Origin of the sequence: Citrobacter meridianamericanus (assembly GCF_041320245.1) — a bacterium.
Lineage (GTDB): Bacteria > Pseudomonadota > Gammaproteobacteria > Enterobacterales > Enterobacteriaceae > Citrobacter > Citrobacter meridianamericanus.
This window is the reverse complement of record NZ_CP101036.1, coordinates 1,335,252-1,353,033: the sequence shown is the minus strand read 5'-3', so window position 1 is coordinate 1,353,033 and position 17,782 is coordinate 1,335,252. Positions and strand designations below refer to the sequence as shown.

Annotated in this window: 15 protein-coding genes; 4 read left to right on the top strand and 11 right to left on the bottom strand. The window is 54.8% G+C overall.

The window, feature by feature from the left end; translation table 11 throughout:
* Positions 1-36: 36 nt before the first annotated feature.
* Positions 37-369: an EmrE family multidrug efflux SMR transporter gene (locus tag NMD08_RS06480; protein WP_151218131.1), complete on the bottom strand. Its 333-nt coding sequence runs from the start codon at positions 367-369 to the stop codon at positions 37-39.
* A gap of 379 nt (positions 370-748) precedes the next feature.
* Between NMD08_RS06480 and NMD08_RS06475 the strand changes: the two genes are divergently transcribed.
* Entirely contained in the window at positions 749-1,105 is a 357-nt protein-coding gene (locus NMD08_RS06475; protein ID WP_187258872.1) for a hypothetical protein, read from the top strand.
* Positions 1,106-1,292: 187 nt separating this feature from the next.
* Here the strand turns inward: NMD08_RS06475 and iolB are convergent, their stop codons facing one another.
* From iolB to NMD08_RS06425, 10 genes are all read right to left on the bottom strand, one after another.
* On the bottom strand, positions 1,293-2,111 hold the full coding sequence (gene iolB / locus NMD08_RS06470; RefSeq protein ID WP_370619799.1) for a 5-deoxy-glucuronate isomerase: 819 nt from the start codon (positions 2,109-2,111) through the stop codon (positions 1,293-1,295).
* 9 nt (positions 2,112-2,120) lie between these two features.
* Positions 2,121-3,011: a myo-inosose-2 dehydratase gene (iolE, locus tag NMD08_RS06465; protein WP_151218133.1), complete on the bottom strand. Its 891-nt coding sequence runs from the start codon at positions 3,009-3,011 to the stop codon at positions 2,121-2,123.
* A gap of 14 nt (positions 3,012-3,025) precedes the next feature.
* Positions 3,026-4,930, bottom strand: coding sequence for a 5-dehydro-2-deoxygluconokinase (iolC, locus tag NMD08_RS06460; RefSeq protein WP_151224213.1), 1,905 nt, complete (start codon positions 4,928-4,930; stop codon positions 3,026-3,028).
* A gap of 12 nt (positions 4,931-4,942) precedes the next feature.
* Complete coding sequence (locus tag NMD08_RS06455; RefSeq protein WP_286542272.1) at positions 4,943-6,076, bottom strand: Gfo/Idh/MocA family protein; 1,134 nt, start codon at positions 6,074-6,076, stop codon at positions 4,943-4,945.
* Between the two features lie 8 nt (positions 6,077-6,084).
* On the bottom strand, positions 6,085-7,113 hold the full coding sequence (locus NMD08_RS06450; protein WP_003826102.1) for an ABC transporter permease: 1,029 nt from the start codon (positions 7,111-7,113) through the stop codon (positions 6,085-6,087).
* An 11-nt stretch (positions 7,114-7,124) separates the two neighbouring features.
* Positions 7,125-8,672, bottom strand: coding sequence for a sugar ABC transporter ATP-binding protein (locus NMD08_RS06445; protein WP_370619796.1), 1,548 nt, complete (start codon positions 8,670-8,672; stop codon positions 7,125-7,127).
* Positions 8,673-8,725: 53 nt separating this feature from the next.
* Positions 8,726-9,655 carry a substrate-binding domain-containing protein gene (locus tag NMD08_RS06440; RefSeq protein ID WP_370619794.1) on the bottom strand — a complete coding sequence of 310 codons (930 nt, stop codon included), beginning with the start codon at positions 9,653-9,655 and terminating at the stop codon, positions 8,726-8,728.
* A 38-nt stretch (positions 9,656-9,693) separates the two neighbouring features.
* A complete protein-coding gene (gene iolG, locus NMD08_RS06435; protein ID WP_151218137.1) occupies positions 9,694-10,680 on the bottom strand; it encodes an inositol 2-dehydrogenase in 987 nt (328 codons plus the stop codon).
* A 303-nt stretch (positions 10,681-10,983) separates the two neighbouring features.
* Positions 10,984-12,909, bottom strand: a complete 1,926-nt coding sequence (gene iolD, locus NMD08_RS06430; protein WP_252838683.1) for a 3D-(3,5/4)-trihydroxycyclohexane-1,2-dione acylhydrolase (decyclizing) — start codon at positions 12,907-12,909, stop codon at positions 10,984-10,986.
* Positions 12,910-12,920: 11 nt separating this feature from the next.
* On the bottom strand, positions 12,921-14,426 hold the full coding sequence (locus NMD08_RS06425) for a CoA-acylating methylmalonate-semialdehyde dehydrogenase (RefSeq protein ID WP_370619792.1): 1,506 nt from the start codon (positions 14,424-14,426) through the stop codon (positions 12,921-12,923).
* Between the two features lie 293 nt (positions 14,427-14,719).
* Between NMD08_RS06425 and NMD08_RS06420 the strand changes: the two genes are divergently transcribed.
* The 3 genes from NMD08_RS06420 (at position 14,720) to NMD08_RS06410 (ending at position 17,763) form a co-directional block, all read left to right on the top strand.
* Positions 14,720-15,574 (top strand): MurR/RpiR family transcriptional regulator, encoded by an 855-nt coding sequence (locus NMD08_RS06420; protein ID WP_370619790.1) that lies wholly within the window; start codon positions 14,720-14,722, stop codon positions 15,572-15,574.
* A gap of 189 nt (positions 15,575-15,763) precedes the next feature.
* Positions 15,764-16,330, top strand: a complete 567-nt coding sequence (locus tag NMD08_RS06415; RefSeq protein WP_151224217.1) for a Slp family lipoprotein — start codon at positions 15,764-15,766, stop codon at positions 16,328-16,330.
* Between the two features lie 275 nt (positions 16,331-16,605).
* A complete protein-coding gene (locus NMD08_RS06410; RefSeq protein WP_151218141.1) occupies positions 16,606-17,763 on the top strand; it encodes an efflux RND transporter periplasmic adaptor subunit in 1,158 nt (385 codons plus the stop codon).
* The last annotated feature ends 19 nt before the right edge of the window (positions 17,764-17,782 follow it).

Sequence of the window (17,782 nt, the reverse complement as noted above, 5' to 3'; positions counted from 1 at the left end):
GCAGATAACCTGATATCCGACACTCCTCCAGGAGAATCAATGTGGGGAGGATTTTGAAAAAATATTAATAACCAGAACCCCGGCACAAATAAGGACCATGCCTGCAATCGCCGGAAAATCAAGCTTTTGCCCACTTACTAACCAGCCCAGAAGGCTGATTAAAACGATTCCAGCACCTGACCAAATTGCGTACGCAATACCCGTTGGAATGGTCGATAACGTCTGGGCAAGAAGATAAAAAGCAGTGCAGTAGCACACTATTGTGGCTACAGATGGCCAAAGGCGTGTAAATCCGTCAGAGAACTTCATCAGGGTTGTACCTATAACTTCAGCTACGATGGCTCCTGCAAGAAAAATGTATGAATTCACAATCTGACCTCATGTGACAAGCTGAAACCGCCATCGTATCACAAAGGGTTAGGTGGTTTTAAACACTACCAAAACTACTTTAGTTTAGCCGCGAAATGTCCGCATCTTGCACAAACGCACCGAAGGAAACACTGCCCCTAAAGTTTCTACCGGGGCATCAACCAATGCGTAAAATTCTATTCCCCCACAGCCACTCGTTATTTAACCCAATATTAAACGTGGATTTTACCCAACACAAAATAACCATATTGATGGTTCGCGAGTGCATTAATCAGATAAATAGTTTTTTCTGCACTTACAGTTTTTTCCTAAAGCCAGCACTTCGTTTACGTGCCACGCTTATTCACGCTAATAACTTATAACGCTAAGCGAGGATATTATGAAAAAGACAATTATCGCATTATCTGCAATTTTGCTGGCTTCTCCGGTTATTGCCGCTACGACACACGCAACTGATAATGATGTAGCTGCCGCACACGAAAACGCTAATACCGCAAAAGAAAAACTGCATCAGGCACAGAATCAGGGCGAAGAGCAGAAATTAAAAGCTAAACATGCTGCGGAAGGTAAACAAGATAACCTGAGTAGCAAAGTGAGCGAAGGTTCGCAAAAAGCCTGGAATAAAACTAAAGAAGGCACTGAAAAAGGTTGGAATGCAACCAAAGAAGGCACAGAGAAAGGCTGGAATAAGACCAAAGAAGGTGCTGCATCCGTTGAGAAAAAAATCAGCGAATAATTTCCCAGCCATTTAATAAAGTCATTTAATAATGAAAGCCGCTTTCGCGTTTTTTATTATTATTTAACCACAATCCAGGATTGCTGACCTGACTCAATCCTTTTTACAGCGAAACCAGAGCAGGGCCACAGTAACGCACAGGCCCTGACTCCAAATCTGCTTTCACCGCAGCCAAACACTTTCATCCTTATTTATCGACCGGATAATCCCTGTTAATCCACGCGTGATCATCTTCCCAGGTGAACATCCATTTGCGGACCGGCCCGGCCATAACGTTGAGGTAATAGCTGTCATACCCAGCCATCGTCGCCACCGGGTGATACCCCTTCGGCACCATGACCACGTCACGGTTATAGACCGCCATACATTCATCCAACATTCTGTCGTCAGTGTAGACGCGCTGCATGCAGAACCCCTGTTCCGGATTGAGACGATGATAGTAGGTCTCCTCCAGATAGGTCTCCTGCGGTGGGTTATCCGTGTCATGCTTATGGCTTGGGTAGGAACTGGTGCAGCCTTCATTGGTCCACACCTCCACCACCAGCAGGCTATCTGCAGGTTTATCTTCCGGTAAGATGTTATGCACATAACGCTGGTTATTGCCCTTGCCGCGCGCTTCTCCCTCGATATCCTGTGGTGCGATCAGCCGCGTCGGGTACGTTCCTTTCCCCGGCGCAGCACAAACTGCCAGCTCCAGTCTGGTCACAGCCTGAATCTGTATTGCCTCACCAGAGGTGACATACACCGCCCACGGTTTACTGCGTTCGAACGGGCTCATCCGCTCGCCGATATCCGTAAAGGTTGCGCCCGGCGTGGTGATGGTTGCGCGTCCGGCGACCAGTACCAGACAGCGTTCTTCGCTGACTGCGGGCAGCGTAAGCTGCTGCCCCTCCTCCAGTTCATACGCTGCAAAGCCGACATATCCCCAGCCAGCACGTTCTGGGGTCACCGACTGCGTTCGCCCTTGTGCGTCAGGTTGCTGCCAGCGTGATAATAAACGTGACATGTCACCTCCTCAGATAAGCCCGGCATCCCGCGCCAGACGGCTAAGGTTGTTATAGCCCAGACGCGCATACGTCAGCGGGTGCGCGATGGCCGGATCCTGCTCCGCTTCCACTACCAGCCAACCCTGATATTGATTCGCCTTCAGCAAGGCCATGATCGGCGGATAGTCAACGCAGCCATCTCCCGGCACGGTAAAAACACCGCTCAGTACTGCATCAAGAAAGCTGGTTTTGCGATTTTTGACATCCGCCAGCACGTCGGCACGCACGTCTTTACAGTGAACATGGTTGATACGCGATGCCCAACGCTGTGCCACCGCCAGCGGATCGGCACCTGCGAAGGTCAAATGGCCGGTGTCGAGCAGCAATCCGACTTCATCACCGGTATGGGTCATCAGGTTGTCCACGTCGTCGGCGGACTCAATCACCGTGCCCATATGGTGATGATAGGCAATCTGTACCCCCTGCTGCTGTGTGTAGCGGGCAAATTCAGTGAGTTTTTCGCCGTACTCTTGCCAGCGTGCCTGCGGGAAGCGCGGACGCAGATGTACCGGTGTCTGCTGCTCGCCGTGAATACAGCCACTCACTTCGGCAAATACCAACACCTTCGCCCCCAGTTCGCGCAGTAACGTCAGGTGCGATTGCACGGCGGCAATCTCCTCCTCTACGCTACGCTCCAGCAGACGACCGGAGTACCAGCCGGAAACCAGTTGCAGCTCGTGGCGCTGCAAAATGGGGCCGAGCAGTCGCGCCTCGCGCGGGAATTTATTGCCCAGTTCGAAACCAGCAAACCCGGCCTCTTTGCCTTCGCTCAGACAAGTATCCAGCGAGGTCTCGGCGCCCAGAGAAGGCAGATCGTCATTCGTCCATGTCAGTGGATTAATACCTAATTGTACCGTCATTATCTTCTCCTGAATTATGCTTGTCCGCGCTCGCGCCACCAGGCGATAAGCTGCAGGTAGTTATCCTTAATGCGCGCCACCAGCTGCGCATCATCAATATCGTGTTTCAACCACGCGCGAGAGGCGTCGCCAAACAGCGTACGTCCCACGGCGAAACCCTTGACCAGCGTTTGTCCTGCAGCGGCTTTGAAGTCGGCGCGCAGTTGCTCTGCCGGGGCATCCAGACCGAGGATCACCACCCCACGGCAGTGTGGGTCACGGCGCGCGATAATTTCACTCAGCGCCGTCCAGCCGCTGGCCGAGAGCGGTGGCAGTTTCCACCAGTCGGGGGAAATCCCCAGGTTGTAGAAACGGGAGATGGCACGCAGGTAGAGATCGTCGCTGCGCGGCATGCTGGCGGGCAATATCACCTCCAGCAGCAGCTCATGCCCGGACTGGCAGCAGGCGTGGTACACCTCGGCAATTTTCTGTTCTTGCTCCAGACGCAGCGCATGGGCATCTTCCGGATGGAAAAAGACCAGACACTTCACCACATGCTCCTGCGGCCAGCTGATGAGCTGCGAACCTATATTGCCGTGTTCCATCTCCAGCGGGCGCGAACCCGGCAGTTCGATAGGGCGACCTATCCACCAGCCCTCTCCGGTTATCGCATTCAGCGCATCCTGACCAAACGTACCGTCGCACAGCAGCCCGGCCTTACCCTCCAGCCCGGCGCTGTTGGCCGCCTCGCGGCTGGCCTGCAGGATCAGCTGCTTCAGCGCCGGAATACGTTTCAGAGACGAGCCGCACTGCAGCGCCATCTCCTCAAGCTGACTGCGGTGATCGAAGGCCATCACACACAGTTCCGGCCATTCGCGGCGACGGGTAGTGACGCGGTGCAGATGGTTTAGACGCGGGTCAAGATCCGGACGCGGAACGAGTGCGGCGCGGGAGAGATAATCATCCAGCTCGATTTTGCTCGGCATCGCCGGGGCACAGCCATGGCGCGACACTACCAGCGCGCCGCAGGCATTGGCATAGCGGCACGCCTGCTCCCAGCCCTCATCGTTCAGGTAGCCCCGCAGCAGGCCGGACATAAACGCATCCCCTGCGCCAAGCACGTTAAGCACCTCGACGCGCACGCCGGTCACCGTCAGGCCATCGTCCAGCCGGGGTGGGATGGCATCGATATACACCGAGCAGCCGAGCGCGCCGCGTTTGCAGACCAGCGTAGCCTGACTCACACCACGCACCTTCTCCAGCGCCTGCAGCGTTTCAGTGCTGCCGCCCGCGATATGAAACTCCTCCTCGGTGCCGACGATGACGTCGAACAGGTGCAGCACATCCTGCAATTGACGCGTCACCTGCTCAGCGGCGATAAAACGCGTTTCGCCGTCGCCTAAGGACGTTAACCCCCATAACACCGGACGGTAGTCGATATCCAGCACCGTGCGCACGCCGTGGCGGCGGGCATAACCCAGCGCCGTCAGCACCGCCTCGCGGGTCTGGGGATGAGAAAGATGGGTTCCGGTGATGGCAAGACAGCGGGCAGACGCGATGTACTGTTCATCAACATCGCTGGCAGTAATCGCCATATCCGCGCAGTTATCACGGTAAAAAATCAGAGGAAAGGTATCCCGGTCTTTAATGCCGAGTAGCACCAGCGCCGTCAGGCGGTCTTTATCGGTAATCAGATGGCTGGTGTCACAGCCCACCTGGTTTAACTCTTCCCGCAGAAAACGCCCCATATGTTCGTCGCCAACCCGCGCCAACATTGAAGAACGCAATCCCTGGCGCGCCGTGCCGTACGCCACATTGCCCGACGAACCGCCAAGGTATTTGGCAAAGCTCGACACATCTTCCAGGCGTGCGCCAATCTGCTGACTGTAGAGGTCAACCGCCACGCGGCCCATGCATATCACATCAAACTGCTTTTCCACGTTGAACCCTCTTCAGACAATGTCGTTCACGTTCAGCCAGCGGCCTTCCAGGTGCGAGAGTGCGATGGCGTCAAGCACACGCGACACCTTCCAGCCCTCTTCGAAGTCCGGCCACATCGGCGCATCGGCGGCAATGCCGTCCACCAGATCGCGCACTTCCACGGTTTTTTGATCGTTAAAGCCAATCCCATGGCCTGCCCCCATGCAGAACGCACCGTAGTCCGGGTGAGCCGGGCCGACGAGCAGCGTGCGGAATCCCTGACGGTTCACCGGGTCGTCATGCAGATAGAGCTTCAGCTCGGCCATGCGCTCCTGAGTGAAACTGATGGCACCTTTCGTCCCGGTGATGACATATGACAGCCCCATCTTGCGGCCGCAGGCGACGCGGGAGGTTTCAATGACGCCCTGCGCCCCGCCCGCAAAACGCACCATCGCGTGGGCCTGATCCTCGTTTTCGACGGCAATCATCTCTGCCGAACCCGCCTTCGCCGGACGTGCCGGGACCACGATCTTCAGGTCACCGCAGACCTGCTCGATATCCCCCACCAGATACTGGGCCATATTGACGATATGCGCCGCGAGATCGCCCAGCGCGCCCAGACCCGCCGTTTCTTTAAAACAGTGCCAGTGGATCGGCGAAAGCGGGTCGGCCATATAGTCTTCGTTGTGGGTACCGTAGAAATGGATCACCTCGCCAATTTCGCCGCGCTCAATGATCTCTTTCGCCAGCTGCGCGGTCGGGTTCTTCATGTAGTTGAAACCCACCAGCGTTTTCACTCCGGCCCGTTGTGCCGCCTCCACCATTTCACGCGCGTCATGGGCGTTCAGCGCCAGCGGCTTCTCCGAGTAGACGTGCTTGCCGTGACGGATCGCCTCCAGCGCCATCTCTTTATGCAGATGGTTAGGCGAACAAATATCAACCACGTCAATGGCCGGGTCGGCCACCAGCGCACGCCAGTCTCCGGTTGAGCGATTGAAGCCAAAGGCCTGCGCCCGTTCGGCCGCCAGCTCCGGCGTGACTTCCGCCACCATTTCGCGCACCAGTTTGCCGCGCAGGTTGAACACCGTCGGGGCTTGGGCATAGGCGATGGCATGCGCCTTGCCGATATACCCGGTGCCAATTAGTCCAATACGAACTTCTTTCATCGTGATCCTCACAGTGCGCCGCGACGGCTCTTGGCGTAGGTATCGAACGCCACCGCCAGAACGATAATTAAGCCGGTTATAATTTGTTGGTAATAAGCCGAGACGTTCATCAGCACCAGGCCGTTAATCAGGATGCCCATGATGATCGAGCCGATAATGGTGCCACCGATGCGTCCGTAGCCCCCCATCAGCGACGTGCCGCCAATCACCACGGAAGCGATGACGCGCAGCTCAAACGAGATCCCGGCGACCGCTTCCGCACTGCCCAAACGCGCACTGAGGATGAAGCCCGCCAGCCCCGCCAGACAGCCAATCAGCACGTAGACGCTGACCAACACGCGCTTGACGTTGACCCCGGCCAGGCGCGCCGCCTCCGGGTTGCCGCCGATGGCGTACACGAAGCGCCCCCAACGGGTTTTATGCAGCGCCAGATAACCACCCACCGCCACCAAAGCGAAGATCCAGATCGGAATGGAAATGCCGAGCAGTTCACCACGCCCCCACCAGCGGTAACCCGCGTCGAACCCGGCAATCGGCGCGCCGTCGTTAATGACCAGCGTCAGGCCGCGCCAGATGGTCATCCCGCCGAGGGTGACGATAAACGGCGGCAGACGCAGGCGGGTCACGCCGAGGCCATGCAGGAAACCAATCGCGGTGCCCATCGCCATACAGATCCCAAGGCCAATCAGCCAGCTCATGCCGCCCCAGGCGTTCGGATCGACGGTGGTGAAGTTGTCGCCCTTAATCACATACGCGGCGGTCATGGCGCAGACTGCCAGGATGGAGCCTACCGACAGATCGATTCCGGCGGTCAGAATGACAAACGTCATACCGACAGCCATGATCCCGTAGATGGAGACTTCGGTCAGGATGTTGAAAATATTGCGTTCAGAAAGAAAATTGCTGTTCTGCAACTGAAAGAAAATCAGCAGCAGGATCATGAAAATCAGTACCCCAAAGCGCTCAAAAAAGGCTATAGGATCGAGACGTCCGCCGCGTTTGGCTGGAACCTGCGTTTTAGAAATAATCTGCGTCATGAATCACTCCGTTATGCCGCATTCAGGGCGTTGTGGTTGATGGCCATCATCGTCATTAACCGCTCTTCATTGGCGTCATCGCCATGGATCTCGCCAGTCACCCGGCCTTCACTCAGCGTGATGATCCGATCGGAAACCGCCATGACTTCAGGCAGATCGGAGGAGATCACGATCACCGCCACGCCCTTCTTCGCCATATCAAACAACACCTGATGGACTTCTGATTTGGTACCAACATCGATGCCACGCGTCGGCTCATCGACAATCAGCACCCGCGGATTAAGTGCCATGCAGCGCGCGAGGATCACCTTTTGCTGGTTGCCACCAGAGAGCTTGCGTACCTCCTGCGCGCTGTTGACCATTTTGATCTGCAGCGCCTGACGGTAAGACTCGATCAGGGCATCCTCTTTGCGGGTATTCACAAACCAGCGCCACTGCAGCAGTGATGACAGGCTGGAAAGCGACAGGTTGTCGCGGATCGACAACCCCAACACCGCGCCCTCTTTTTTACGATCTTCCGGCACCAGCGCCAGCCCCTGATCCAGCGCAAACAGCGGATCGCGCGGCTGATATGGCACGCCATCAAGCTCAAAGCTACCGGAGGTAAACCCGTCGGCGCCAAACAGGCAGCGGGCCACTTCAGTGCGCCCGGCACCAACCAGCCCGGCGATGCCTAATACTTCTCCGGCATGAACGTGGAAACTAATGTCGTGTAGCGCGATGCCATGCGGATCCAACGGCGGCTTTTCACGGCTGAGTCCCTTTACCGCCAGACGCACAGGTTTATCTTGATGGTGAGTTTCACTGGCCGGGCGGCGATTAAAGGCCACATCACGCCCCACCATCAGGCGAATCAGCTGTTCTACAGTGGTCTGTGCAACCGCACCATTGCCGGTAAAACGTCCATCCTGGAAAACGGTAAACTGGTCGCAAAGTTGAAAGACTTCATGCAGACGATGGGTGACATAGATAATGCTCACGCCCCGCCCTTTAAGTTCCCGCACCACCCGGTGCAGACTTTCTACTTCGCTGTCGCTCAGCGCGGCGGAAGGTTCGTCCATGATGATAAGCTTTGCGTTCAACGTCAGCGCCCGCGCAATTTCCACCATTTGCTGCTGTGCCACACTCAGTCGGGCCACGGCAGTGGTTGGCGCAACGTTCAGTTGCAAATAATCCAGAATCACCTGCGCTTCCTGATTCACCGCCTTTTCATCCACAATCAGATTGCGCTTGCGCGGTTCACGCCCGAGGAACATATTCTCGGCGACGGTCATGTTGGGCAGCAGATTAAATTCCTGATAAATAGTGATAATGCCCTTGTTCTGCCGCTCGACCGGAGAGTCCTCTACCGGCAACGTTTCGCCGTTAAACCAAATCTCCCCACGCGTTTGCGGCTGCGCGCCCGCCAGCGCTTTCAGCAGGGTCGATTTTCCGGCACCGTTTTCACCTAACAGCGCGTGGATTTCTCCCACACCAACGGTCAGTTGTGCGCTGCTTAGCGCCCAGACGCCGGAAAAGCTTTTCGCCAGGTCGGTCACTTTCAGTAAGGGTTGCGACATCGGTCTGCTCCTCCTCATAGTGAGCCGCCACTTACGCAGCGGCTCTGGACATATCAGTTACCGGCCTCACCGATACGCTCGGCCTGCTGCAGATTTTCTTTAGTTATCAGCGTTGGCGGATAGTCAGCACCGGTGATTGCGGTCTTCTCACGGACGTTATTCACCAGTTGGCTCATGGCCGTTTTCACCGCAAAACCAGGACGCTGATCCGCCGTTACCGCCAGCCAGCCGTCACGCACGCGTGCCAGCGCTTCCGGTACAGCATCAAAGCCCGTGACCAGAACTTCACCCGGTTTCAGACCTTGCCCCTGTAACGCTTCAATCGCGCCCAGCGCCATGTCGTCGTTAGCGGAGAGGATCACCTGTGGGCGTTTCGGCAGTGAAGGCAGCACGCTTTCGACAATGCGCATCCCTTCAGAACGCATCCAGTTACCCGTCTGATCGGCGACGATCTTGTACTTTTCACCGCCCGACTTCAGGCTGTCGCGAATACCTTTAGTACGTTCTATGTTGGAGGAGGAGCCTGGCTGGCCGGTCAGCAGAATAATGTCCGCCCCGTCAGGAAATTTGGTTTTTACAAAGTCGCCAATCGCCTGGCCGCCTTTGTAGTTATTCGCGCCGAAGTGCGGCACTTTTTTCTGGCTATCGACGGAGCGGTCGAGAGTAACAACGGGTAGCTTCGCATCCTGAATTTCATCTACCGCACTGGACACCGCGTTAACATCGTTCGGTGAAACGATAAAACCCTGTGCGCCACGGGTGATGGCGTTTTCCAGGTCAGCGACCTGTTTCGGCGAGCTACCCTGCCCGTCCAGAACCTGCAAATTCACACCCATCTCTTTTGCGGCTTTCACCGCCGTGCGCTGCATGTGAACTTCAAATGGCATCGCCAGATTTGGCGTACTAAAAACAATTTGCTCATTTTCAGCAATGGCTGCCCCGGATGTCATGGCGATGAGGACAGCTAAGATCAGTTTTTTCATTATTATGTCTCTCTGTGTAGGGTTAGTTGTGATGACAATCAGAGGAGAACTTCACGCTGGCTATGCAGTGACTCCAGCGCTTTATCCGCCAGATACAGCGCACGCTCACCGTCGTCTCCGCTGCAATCCGGGACCGCTTCGCCGCGCAGTACCGCAACAAAGTGCTCCCATTCCGCGGCATAGGCCGATTTATAACGCTGCAGGAAGAAATGTTCAGGCAGCGCGCTGTTGCAGCCCTGTTTGCCGTAGTGCTGCACCTGGTTTTCGAGAATATTGCCCGCGCACAGCAGCCCTTCAGAGCCGTGCAGCTCAAGGCGCTGGTCGTAGCCGTAGGATGAGCGGCGGCTATTGACGATGGTCGCCATCGCGCCGGAAGCATATTTCAGAACGATAAATGCGGTGTCGATATCGCCCGCCTCACCAATCGCCGGATCCACCAGATTACTGCCCTGGGCATACACCGACACCGGCTCTTCGCCCATGATAAAGCGCGCCATGTCAAAATCGTGGATGGTCATATCGCGGAACATGCCGCCGGAGACGCGCACGTATTCCGCAGGCGGCGGAGACGGGTCGCGGGAGATAATCAGCAGCGATTCCGGCTTACCGATACGCCCGGCCAGTGCGTCGGTTTTCACGCGGCGAAACTGCGGGTCAAAACGGCGGTTAAAGCCGATAAACAGCGGCACGTCGTACTCTTTAACCACTTTCAGACAGTCGCGCACGCGGGCCAGATCCAGGTGGACGGGCTTTTCGCAGAAGATAGCTTTGCCGTGACGAGCAGCCAGTTCAATCAGGTCTGCGTGGGTATCTGTCGCGGAGGCGATCAACACGGCGTGAACGTTTGGATCAGTCATTGCCTCATCCAGACTTTGCAGACGGGCCTGGTACTGGGTGGCAAGACGAGTGGCAAACTCCTGATTCGGGTCGACGACGGACCAGAGCGTGGTGGCACTGTGACTGGCAATGTTAGCTGCATGTACCTGGCCAATTCGGCCAGCGCCCAGTAAAGCAATGTTAAACATAACGGCTCCCGGTGTTGGTGAATGCGATGAACTAACGACCCCTTAAATAAAACATTTATTTCATTTTTATAAATAGTGAAAATTATATTTTTGAGTGCAAGTTAACACTTTTGAGACGAATGAGATAAAATCTGTTATCAATATCACAACATGATATAAGGAAAGATGCAGGAATTGGCCCCCTTCCGTTCAGGAAGGAGGCGGTGGATGAGGCGGTGGATCAAGAGAAAAGAAAAATGAAATGAAAATTTCGTCGGGAAGGATTGCCGGATGGCGGCTTTGCTTATCCGGCATAACTCTGCGTCAGTACTGGCGCGCTTTTTTCACCTGCTCAAACGTCTGCTCAGCGGCTTTGCGCACCGACGGCGAATCGGCCACCTGCGCGTCGCCAGTGCGCCACCAGGCGGCGTAATCGTGGGTCATGGTTTTCGGCAGGACTTTGATATCCAGCAGCGCAGGACCAGGATGCGCACGGGAGGCTTCCAGCGCCGCCAGAAGGCTTTGTTCATCATGTACCCGCCACGCCCGACAGCCGTAGCTCTGCGCGTTTTGGGCAAAATCGACTTTTACCAAAGGCCCATCCAGTCGCCCGGTTTGCGGGTTACGGTGGCGGTTTTCCGTGCCGAAACTCCCCATCCCGTGTCCCATCTGCAGATTATTAATACAGCCGAAGCCGGCGTTATCAAACAGCAGAATGGTCACCTTTATCCCTTCCTGAACGGCGGTTTGCAGCTCGGAATGTAGCATCATGTACGAGCCATCTCCCACCATGGCATAAACCGGCTGCTGTGGCTTCGCCAGCCTGGCCCCAATAGCAGCCGCAATTTCATAGCCCATACAGGAGTAGCCGTATTCCAGATGATAGCTGTCAGGGGTTTTGACCTGCCAGATGCGCTGTAAATCGCCAGGCAGCGAGCCAGCCGCGCCGACGACAATAGCGTTGTCTTCGATGTGCTGATTGATAAGCCCCAGCACCTTAGTCTGGGTCAACCGGGTGTTAAGCGTGTCGCCATATTCTGCCAGTTGGGCGTCAAGATGCCCCGCTACTTCAGGTTCGTCGTCAGGACGCCAGTCGCGATCCCACAAACGCTGGCACTCATCGCGCCAGGCCGCTTGCACCTGCGCTACCTCATTCCCCCAATCGCTGCGGTAATCTTTCAACGTTTCGGTTAGTGCATTCAGCCCGGTACGGGCGTCGGCGATAAGCGCAGTAGCATCAAGCTTCAGCGCATCAAACTCCGCCACGTTCAGCAGCAGGAATTCAACGTCCCGATGAGAAAACAGCGCTTTCGAGCCGGTGGTAAAGTCGGTGAGACGCGTGCCGATGCCGATCACCAGATCGGCCTTCGGCGCGAGCTGATTGGCGGCCATCCCCCCGGTAACCCCAATGCCACCAAGGTTAAGTGGGTGGTCACTAACCAGCGCCCCCTTTCCGGCCTGAGTTTCGGCAAATGGCAGTTGCAGCGTTTCAACAAACGTTTGAAATGCCTCATGCGCACCGGAATAGCGAACCCCGCCGCCGCATACCGCCAGCGGACGACGTTTGCGGGCAATCAGCGCCCGCGCCATCGCCAGACGCTGCGGATCGGGTGGACGACGTTCAATCAAATGCACGCGGCGCGCAAAGAAGCTCTGCGGGTAATCCCAGACTTCCCCTTGCACATCCTGTGGCAGGCAAATAGTGACTGCTCCAGTATCTGCGGGGTCAGTAAGCACTCGCATCGCGTTCAGCATCGCGCTCATTAACTGCTCCGGGCGATTAATCCGATCCCAGTAACGCGAGACAGGCCGGAAACAGTCATTCGTGCTGATGCCAAGGTCATGGTATTGCTCAATTTGTTGCAGTACCGGATCCGGCTGGCGGCTGGCATAGACATCCCCGGGCAACAGCAACAGCGGAATACGGTTCGCCGTCGCGGTCGCCGCGGCAGTCACCATATTCGCCGCCCCCGGTCCAACCGACGACGTGACGGCAAAAATACGCTGGCGTCGATGCTGTTTGGCGAATCCAGTCGCCATATGCGCAATTCCCTGTTCGTTACAGCCCTGCATCACCTGCAGGTGACCGGGATCCTGCTCCAGCGCCTGGCCGACACCCAGCACGTTACCGTGACCAAAGATGGTCGCCACACCCTCGACAAAAGGCGCTTCCTGTCCATCGACACAGATATATTGTTGATTAAGGAATTTGACCAGCGCCTGAGCCATGGTCATACGTTCGGTTTGCATAAACCCTCCTGTCAGCCCAGCGTCGGCATGGAGAACGCGGCCCCCGTGTCCTGCAGCATTTCTGGCCAGCGTGCGGTAACGGTTTTCATCCGCGTATAGAAACGCACGCCATCGTTGCCGTGAACGTTGAGCGCACCAAAAATGGAACGCTTCCAGCCGCCAAAACTGTGGAACGCCATCGGCACCGGAATAGGCACATTAACGCCCACCATGCCCGCCTGAACCTCTTCGCAGAAGCGACGCGCACAGCCGCCATCACGTGTGAAAATCGCCGTGCCATTACCATATTCGTGGCGATTAATCAGTTCCAACGCGCTGCTGTAATCTGCTACGCGCACCACAGAAAGTACCGGCCCGAAAATCTCTTCTTTGTAGATCGTCATTTCCGGGGTGACGTTATCAAACAGGGTCGGCCCGACAAAATAGCCCTGCTCATGACCTTTGACGCTAAAACGTCGACCATCCACACGCAGGCTGGCCCCTTGAGATTCCCCACTGTCGATATACCCGAGCACTTTATTCCTATGTGCCGAGGAAATAAGCGGCCCCATTTCGTTTTCCGGCGTCTGATCAAGCCCCGGCCCGACACGCAGTGCAGCAATCTGTTTTTCCAGTCGTGAGCACAGCTCATCTGCCGTTTTATCGCCCACCGCCAACACGACAGAAAGCGCCATGCAGCGTTCTCCCGCTGCGCCGAAAGCTGCGCCCATAATGGCGTTAGTCGCCATATCCATGTCGGCATCCGGCATTAAAATGCAATGGTTTTTAGCACCGCCCAACGCCTGGCAACGCTTACCGTGGGCCGAAGCCGTCTGATAAATATATTCCGCAATCGGCGTTGAGCCGACGAAGCTCACGGCCTGTACGCGCGGGTCGGTCAGCAGCACATCAACGGACTCTTTATCGCCCTGGACGACGTTGAACACACCGTCCGGCAGACCTGCTTCTTGCAGTAATTTCGCCAGCGTCAATGCAAGAGAAGGATCTTTTTCCGAGGGCTTCAGTACGAAGGTATTCCCGGTCGCTAATGCGATGGGGAACATCCACATCGGCACCATTGCCGGAAAGTTAAACGGTGTGATCCCCACGCAAACCCCGAGCGGTTGCATCAGCGAATGACTATCGACTCCGGTCCCTACATTGGCTGAGTGTTCACCCTTTTGCAGATGTGGGATGCCACAGGCAAACTCCACCACCTCCAGGCCGCGCGTCAATTCACCGACCGCGTCAGAGAACACCTTGCCATGTTCTTCACTGATGATGCGCGCCAACTGATCCATGTTCTCTTCCAGCAGCGCCTTAAAGCGGAACATCACTCGCGCACGTTTTAGTGGAGAGTGTCGCGCCCAGGCAGGGAACGCGTCATACGCTGCCGCGATGGCCTGTTCGGTTTCCTGTGTTGTACTCATCACCACCTGGCGGATCTGTTCGCCGGTGGCCGGGTTGAAGATCGCCTGAACGCGCTGGCCTGAACCGGTGACACATTCGCCATGAATAAAATTCGCTACCGTCTCCATCCTTAACCTCTCGCTGTTGATACGTGACTGTTACCTGAACGCTGCTATCTGTGTACTATATATGAAACAAACATTCCATTTTAAGTTGAAATAAAATAAATAATGATTAATGTGATCAAGGATGGGTTTTTATGTTAACAAGTGAAATTGCATGATTCACCTGCACTGGCAGAACGTTTCAGCAGGAGATAAGTCTGAAGCTTTTGTTTCGTTTTTTCGGTCGGATGAATGAGTGACATTTCAAAGACGCGGTTTTGCGTTTAGAATCATAAAACTATGCAACAGGAGGTAAAATGACGACAGCAACCAGCCTGAACGAACTGCAGCAGCAAATCCGCGATCGCTACGATGGACTGAGCAAGAGGCTGCAGCAGGTGTCCCGCTATGTGCTGGATAATACAAATAGCGTGGCTTTTGATACGGTTGCCGTCATTGCCGAGCGGGCCGGAGTGCCTCCCTCAACGCTTATCCGCTTCGCCAACGCCTTTGACTTCACCGGCTTCAACGAAATGAAACAGCTGTTTCGTATGAACCTGGTGGAGGAAACTGCCAGCTACAGCGATCGCGCGCGCCTGTTCCGGGAGATGGAAAGCGAAGCCGTGCCAGAAACGCCACTTGATATCCTGCAGGAGTTCGCCCGTTCGAATACTCAGGCCCTACAGCAGCTGGCGGCCCGTGCCGAACCTGAAATGTTAGAACGCGCCGTACAATTACTGGCAGAAGCAGAGACCATCTACATCGCCGGTCTGCGTCGTTCGTTTAGCGTAGCCGCCTATCTCACCTACGCTCTGAGCCATCTTGAATGTCGCCCTATTTTGCTCGACGGTATGGGTGGGATGTTGCGCGAGCAAATTAACCGCATCAAAGCGCGCGATATTGTTGTGTCGATAAGCTTCTCGCCGTATGCGGAAGAAACGGTGATGGTCAGCGAAACCGCGGCCAATGCGGGCGCGCGCCAGATAGTCGTAACCGACAGCCAGATAAGCCCGCTGGCAACGTTCAGCGATCTCTGCTTTGTGGTGAAAGAGGCGCAGGTTGACGCGTTTCGCTCTCAGTCAGCGACGCTGTGTCTGGTACAGTCGCTAGTGGTTGCGCTGGCTTACCGCCTGGGTGACGGGAGCAATGAACGCGGTCATTCTGTCGGGTAACCGGGCAGTCCACAAATTGATGGCCCGTCTTTTTATATTCCCGTCACGTGACGGGAATATGTCCAAAAATACTCTCTATTATTACCATAAGCTACAATTATACGACTATTAGCCAATCAACAATGTGCGTGCTGACAATAATGGGCAAAGGTTTACTATAGGCCTGTCTTTTTTAGCAGGAAAGTAAAAATGAATAAAGTAAAAGGGTTGCTGGTTATTGCCCTTACATTCGCCCTGGCAGCATGTGCTTCAATTCCTGAGAATATCAAAGGTAATAATCAATCCGATATTCAAAAAAACTTTATCTCAGTGCACAACCAACCCGGGTTATATACCGGTCAGCAGGCTCGCTTTGGGGGTAAAGTCATCAATGTGATTAACACCAAAACAGATACGCTACTGGAAATCGCCGTATTACCACTGAACAGCTACGCCAAACCACAAATAGACGCGAACTATCAGGGACGTATACTTGCCCAGCAGAAAGGGTTTCTCGACCCGGTAAACTACAGAAACCATTTCGTGACTATTTTAGGGACAATTCAAGGGGAAGAACCTGGATTCATCAATAAGGTCCCGTACAACTTTGTGAAAGTTGATTTACAGGGCATTCAGATTTGGCATTTAACAGATACTGTCAACACCACCTATAACCTGTGGGATTACGGATACGGCGCGTTCTGGCCTGAACCGATGTGGGGAGGCCCCTACTACACAAATACCGTAACCGAGGTTACACCGGAGCTCGTAAAATAACCCCGTAGTTAGATGGCGCTAATCTATCGCGGAATTTGATACAGGCGAAACATCCTTATCATCTTCCGTGTTTATCTTATTGCGCCATGCCACTGAATGCGATCCTTCGGCTAACATGAATTCTTCCTGTTACCTATAATTTACCCGCTAGCACTTTAGCGAAAAATGGGCTTTAGTCGTCTCATGCCTGAGCATCTTTTGTTATTTATCGATCACTCTCCCATCCTGCATGCAATACAAGAACATTTGTGTTTACACATTATTCAGGGATAACTATGAACAGAAAATGCTTACTCTTGATACCATTATTTTTTAGTAGCGTCATTATCACCGCCTGCGATAATAAACCAGCAGTAAAAAACACCGCCATAGAGCCCGAAGTCGGCGTTATTACCTTAGCGCCCTCTTCAGTAAATATTAAAAGTGAACTTCCGGGCCGCGCGGTTTCATTCGAGATCGCCGAAATCCGGCCTCAGGTTGGCGGGATAATCATAAAACGCAATTTTATTGAGGGTGATAAAGTCAGTAAAGGAGCATCACTGTATCAAATTGATCCTGCTCCGCTGCAGGCGCAACTGGATTCAGCCAAAGGCGCACTGGCAAAGGCATTAGCGACGGCCAATAATGTGCGTCTCACATTAAATCGGCAGTCAGCGTTACTTAAATCTAATTACGTCAGCCGTCAGGACTACGACACAACACGCTCCCAGCTGAATGAAGCGCAAGCCAATGTCGCTGTCGCCAAAGCGGATCTTGAGCAGGCCACCATCAACCTTCGTTACGCCAATGTCACCTCGCCGATTGATGGCATCAGCGGTAAATCATCCGTGACCGTGGGTGCCCTGGTCACTGCCAACCAGCAAAACGCACTGGTCACCGTTCAGCGTTTGGATCCTATTTATGTTGATTTAACGCAGTCAGTACAAGACTTCTTACGCCTGAAAGAAGAGAAAGCCAACGGCAAAATCGCCCAGCAACAGGGCAAAATTCCTGTTGAGCTGATGCTGGAAAACGGCAAACCATATCGTCATACCGGTACGCTTGAGTTTGCCGATCCCGCCGTCGATGAGACCACTGGTTCGGTAACCCTGCGCGCGGTGTTCCCGAATCCTGAAGGTGAAATTTTACCCGGGATGTATGTCACGGCGTTGCTGGACGAAGGCAGTCAGCAGAACGTTTTGATGGTCCCCCAACAAGGGGTTACGCATAACGCGCAAGGAAAAGCCACCGTGCTTCTCCTTGACCAGGAAAACGTGGTGCAACTGCGCGAAATAAACGCCGTGAAGGCCGTTGGCAATCAATGGCTGGTGACCGCAGGTCTACGTCCCGGCGATCGGGTCATTGTGTCCGGACTACAACGAATTCGTCCGGGAGTCAAAGCCCGGGTCCTCCCTTCAAAACTGAACCCCCCTGATGCGGTAACAAAACAGTAATATTTCAGGTATTAAGGAC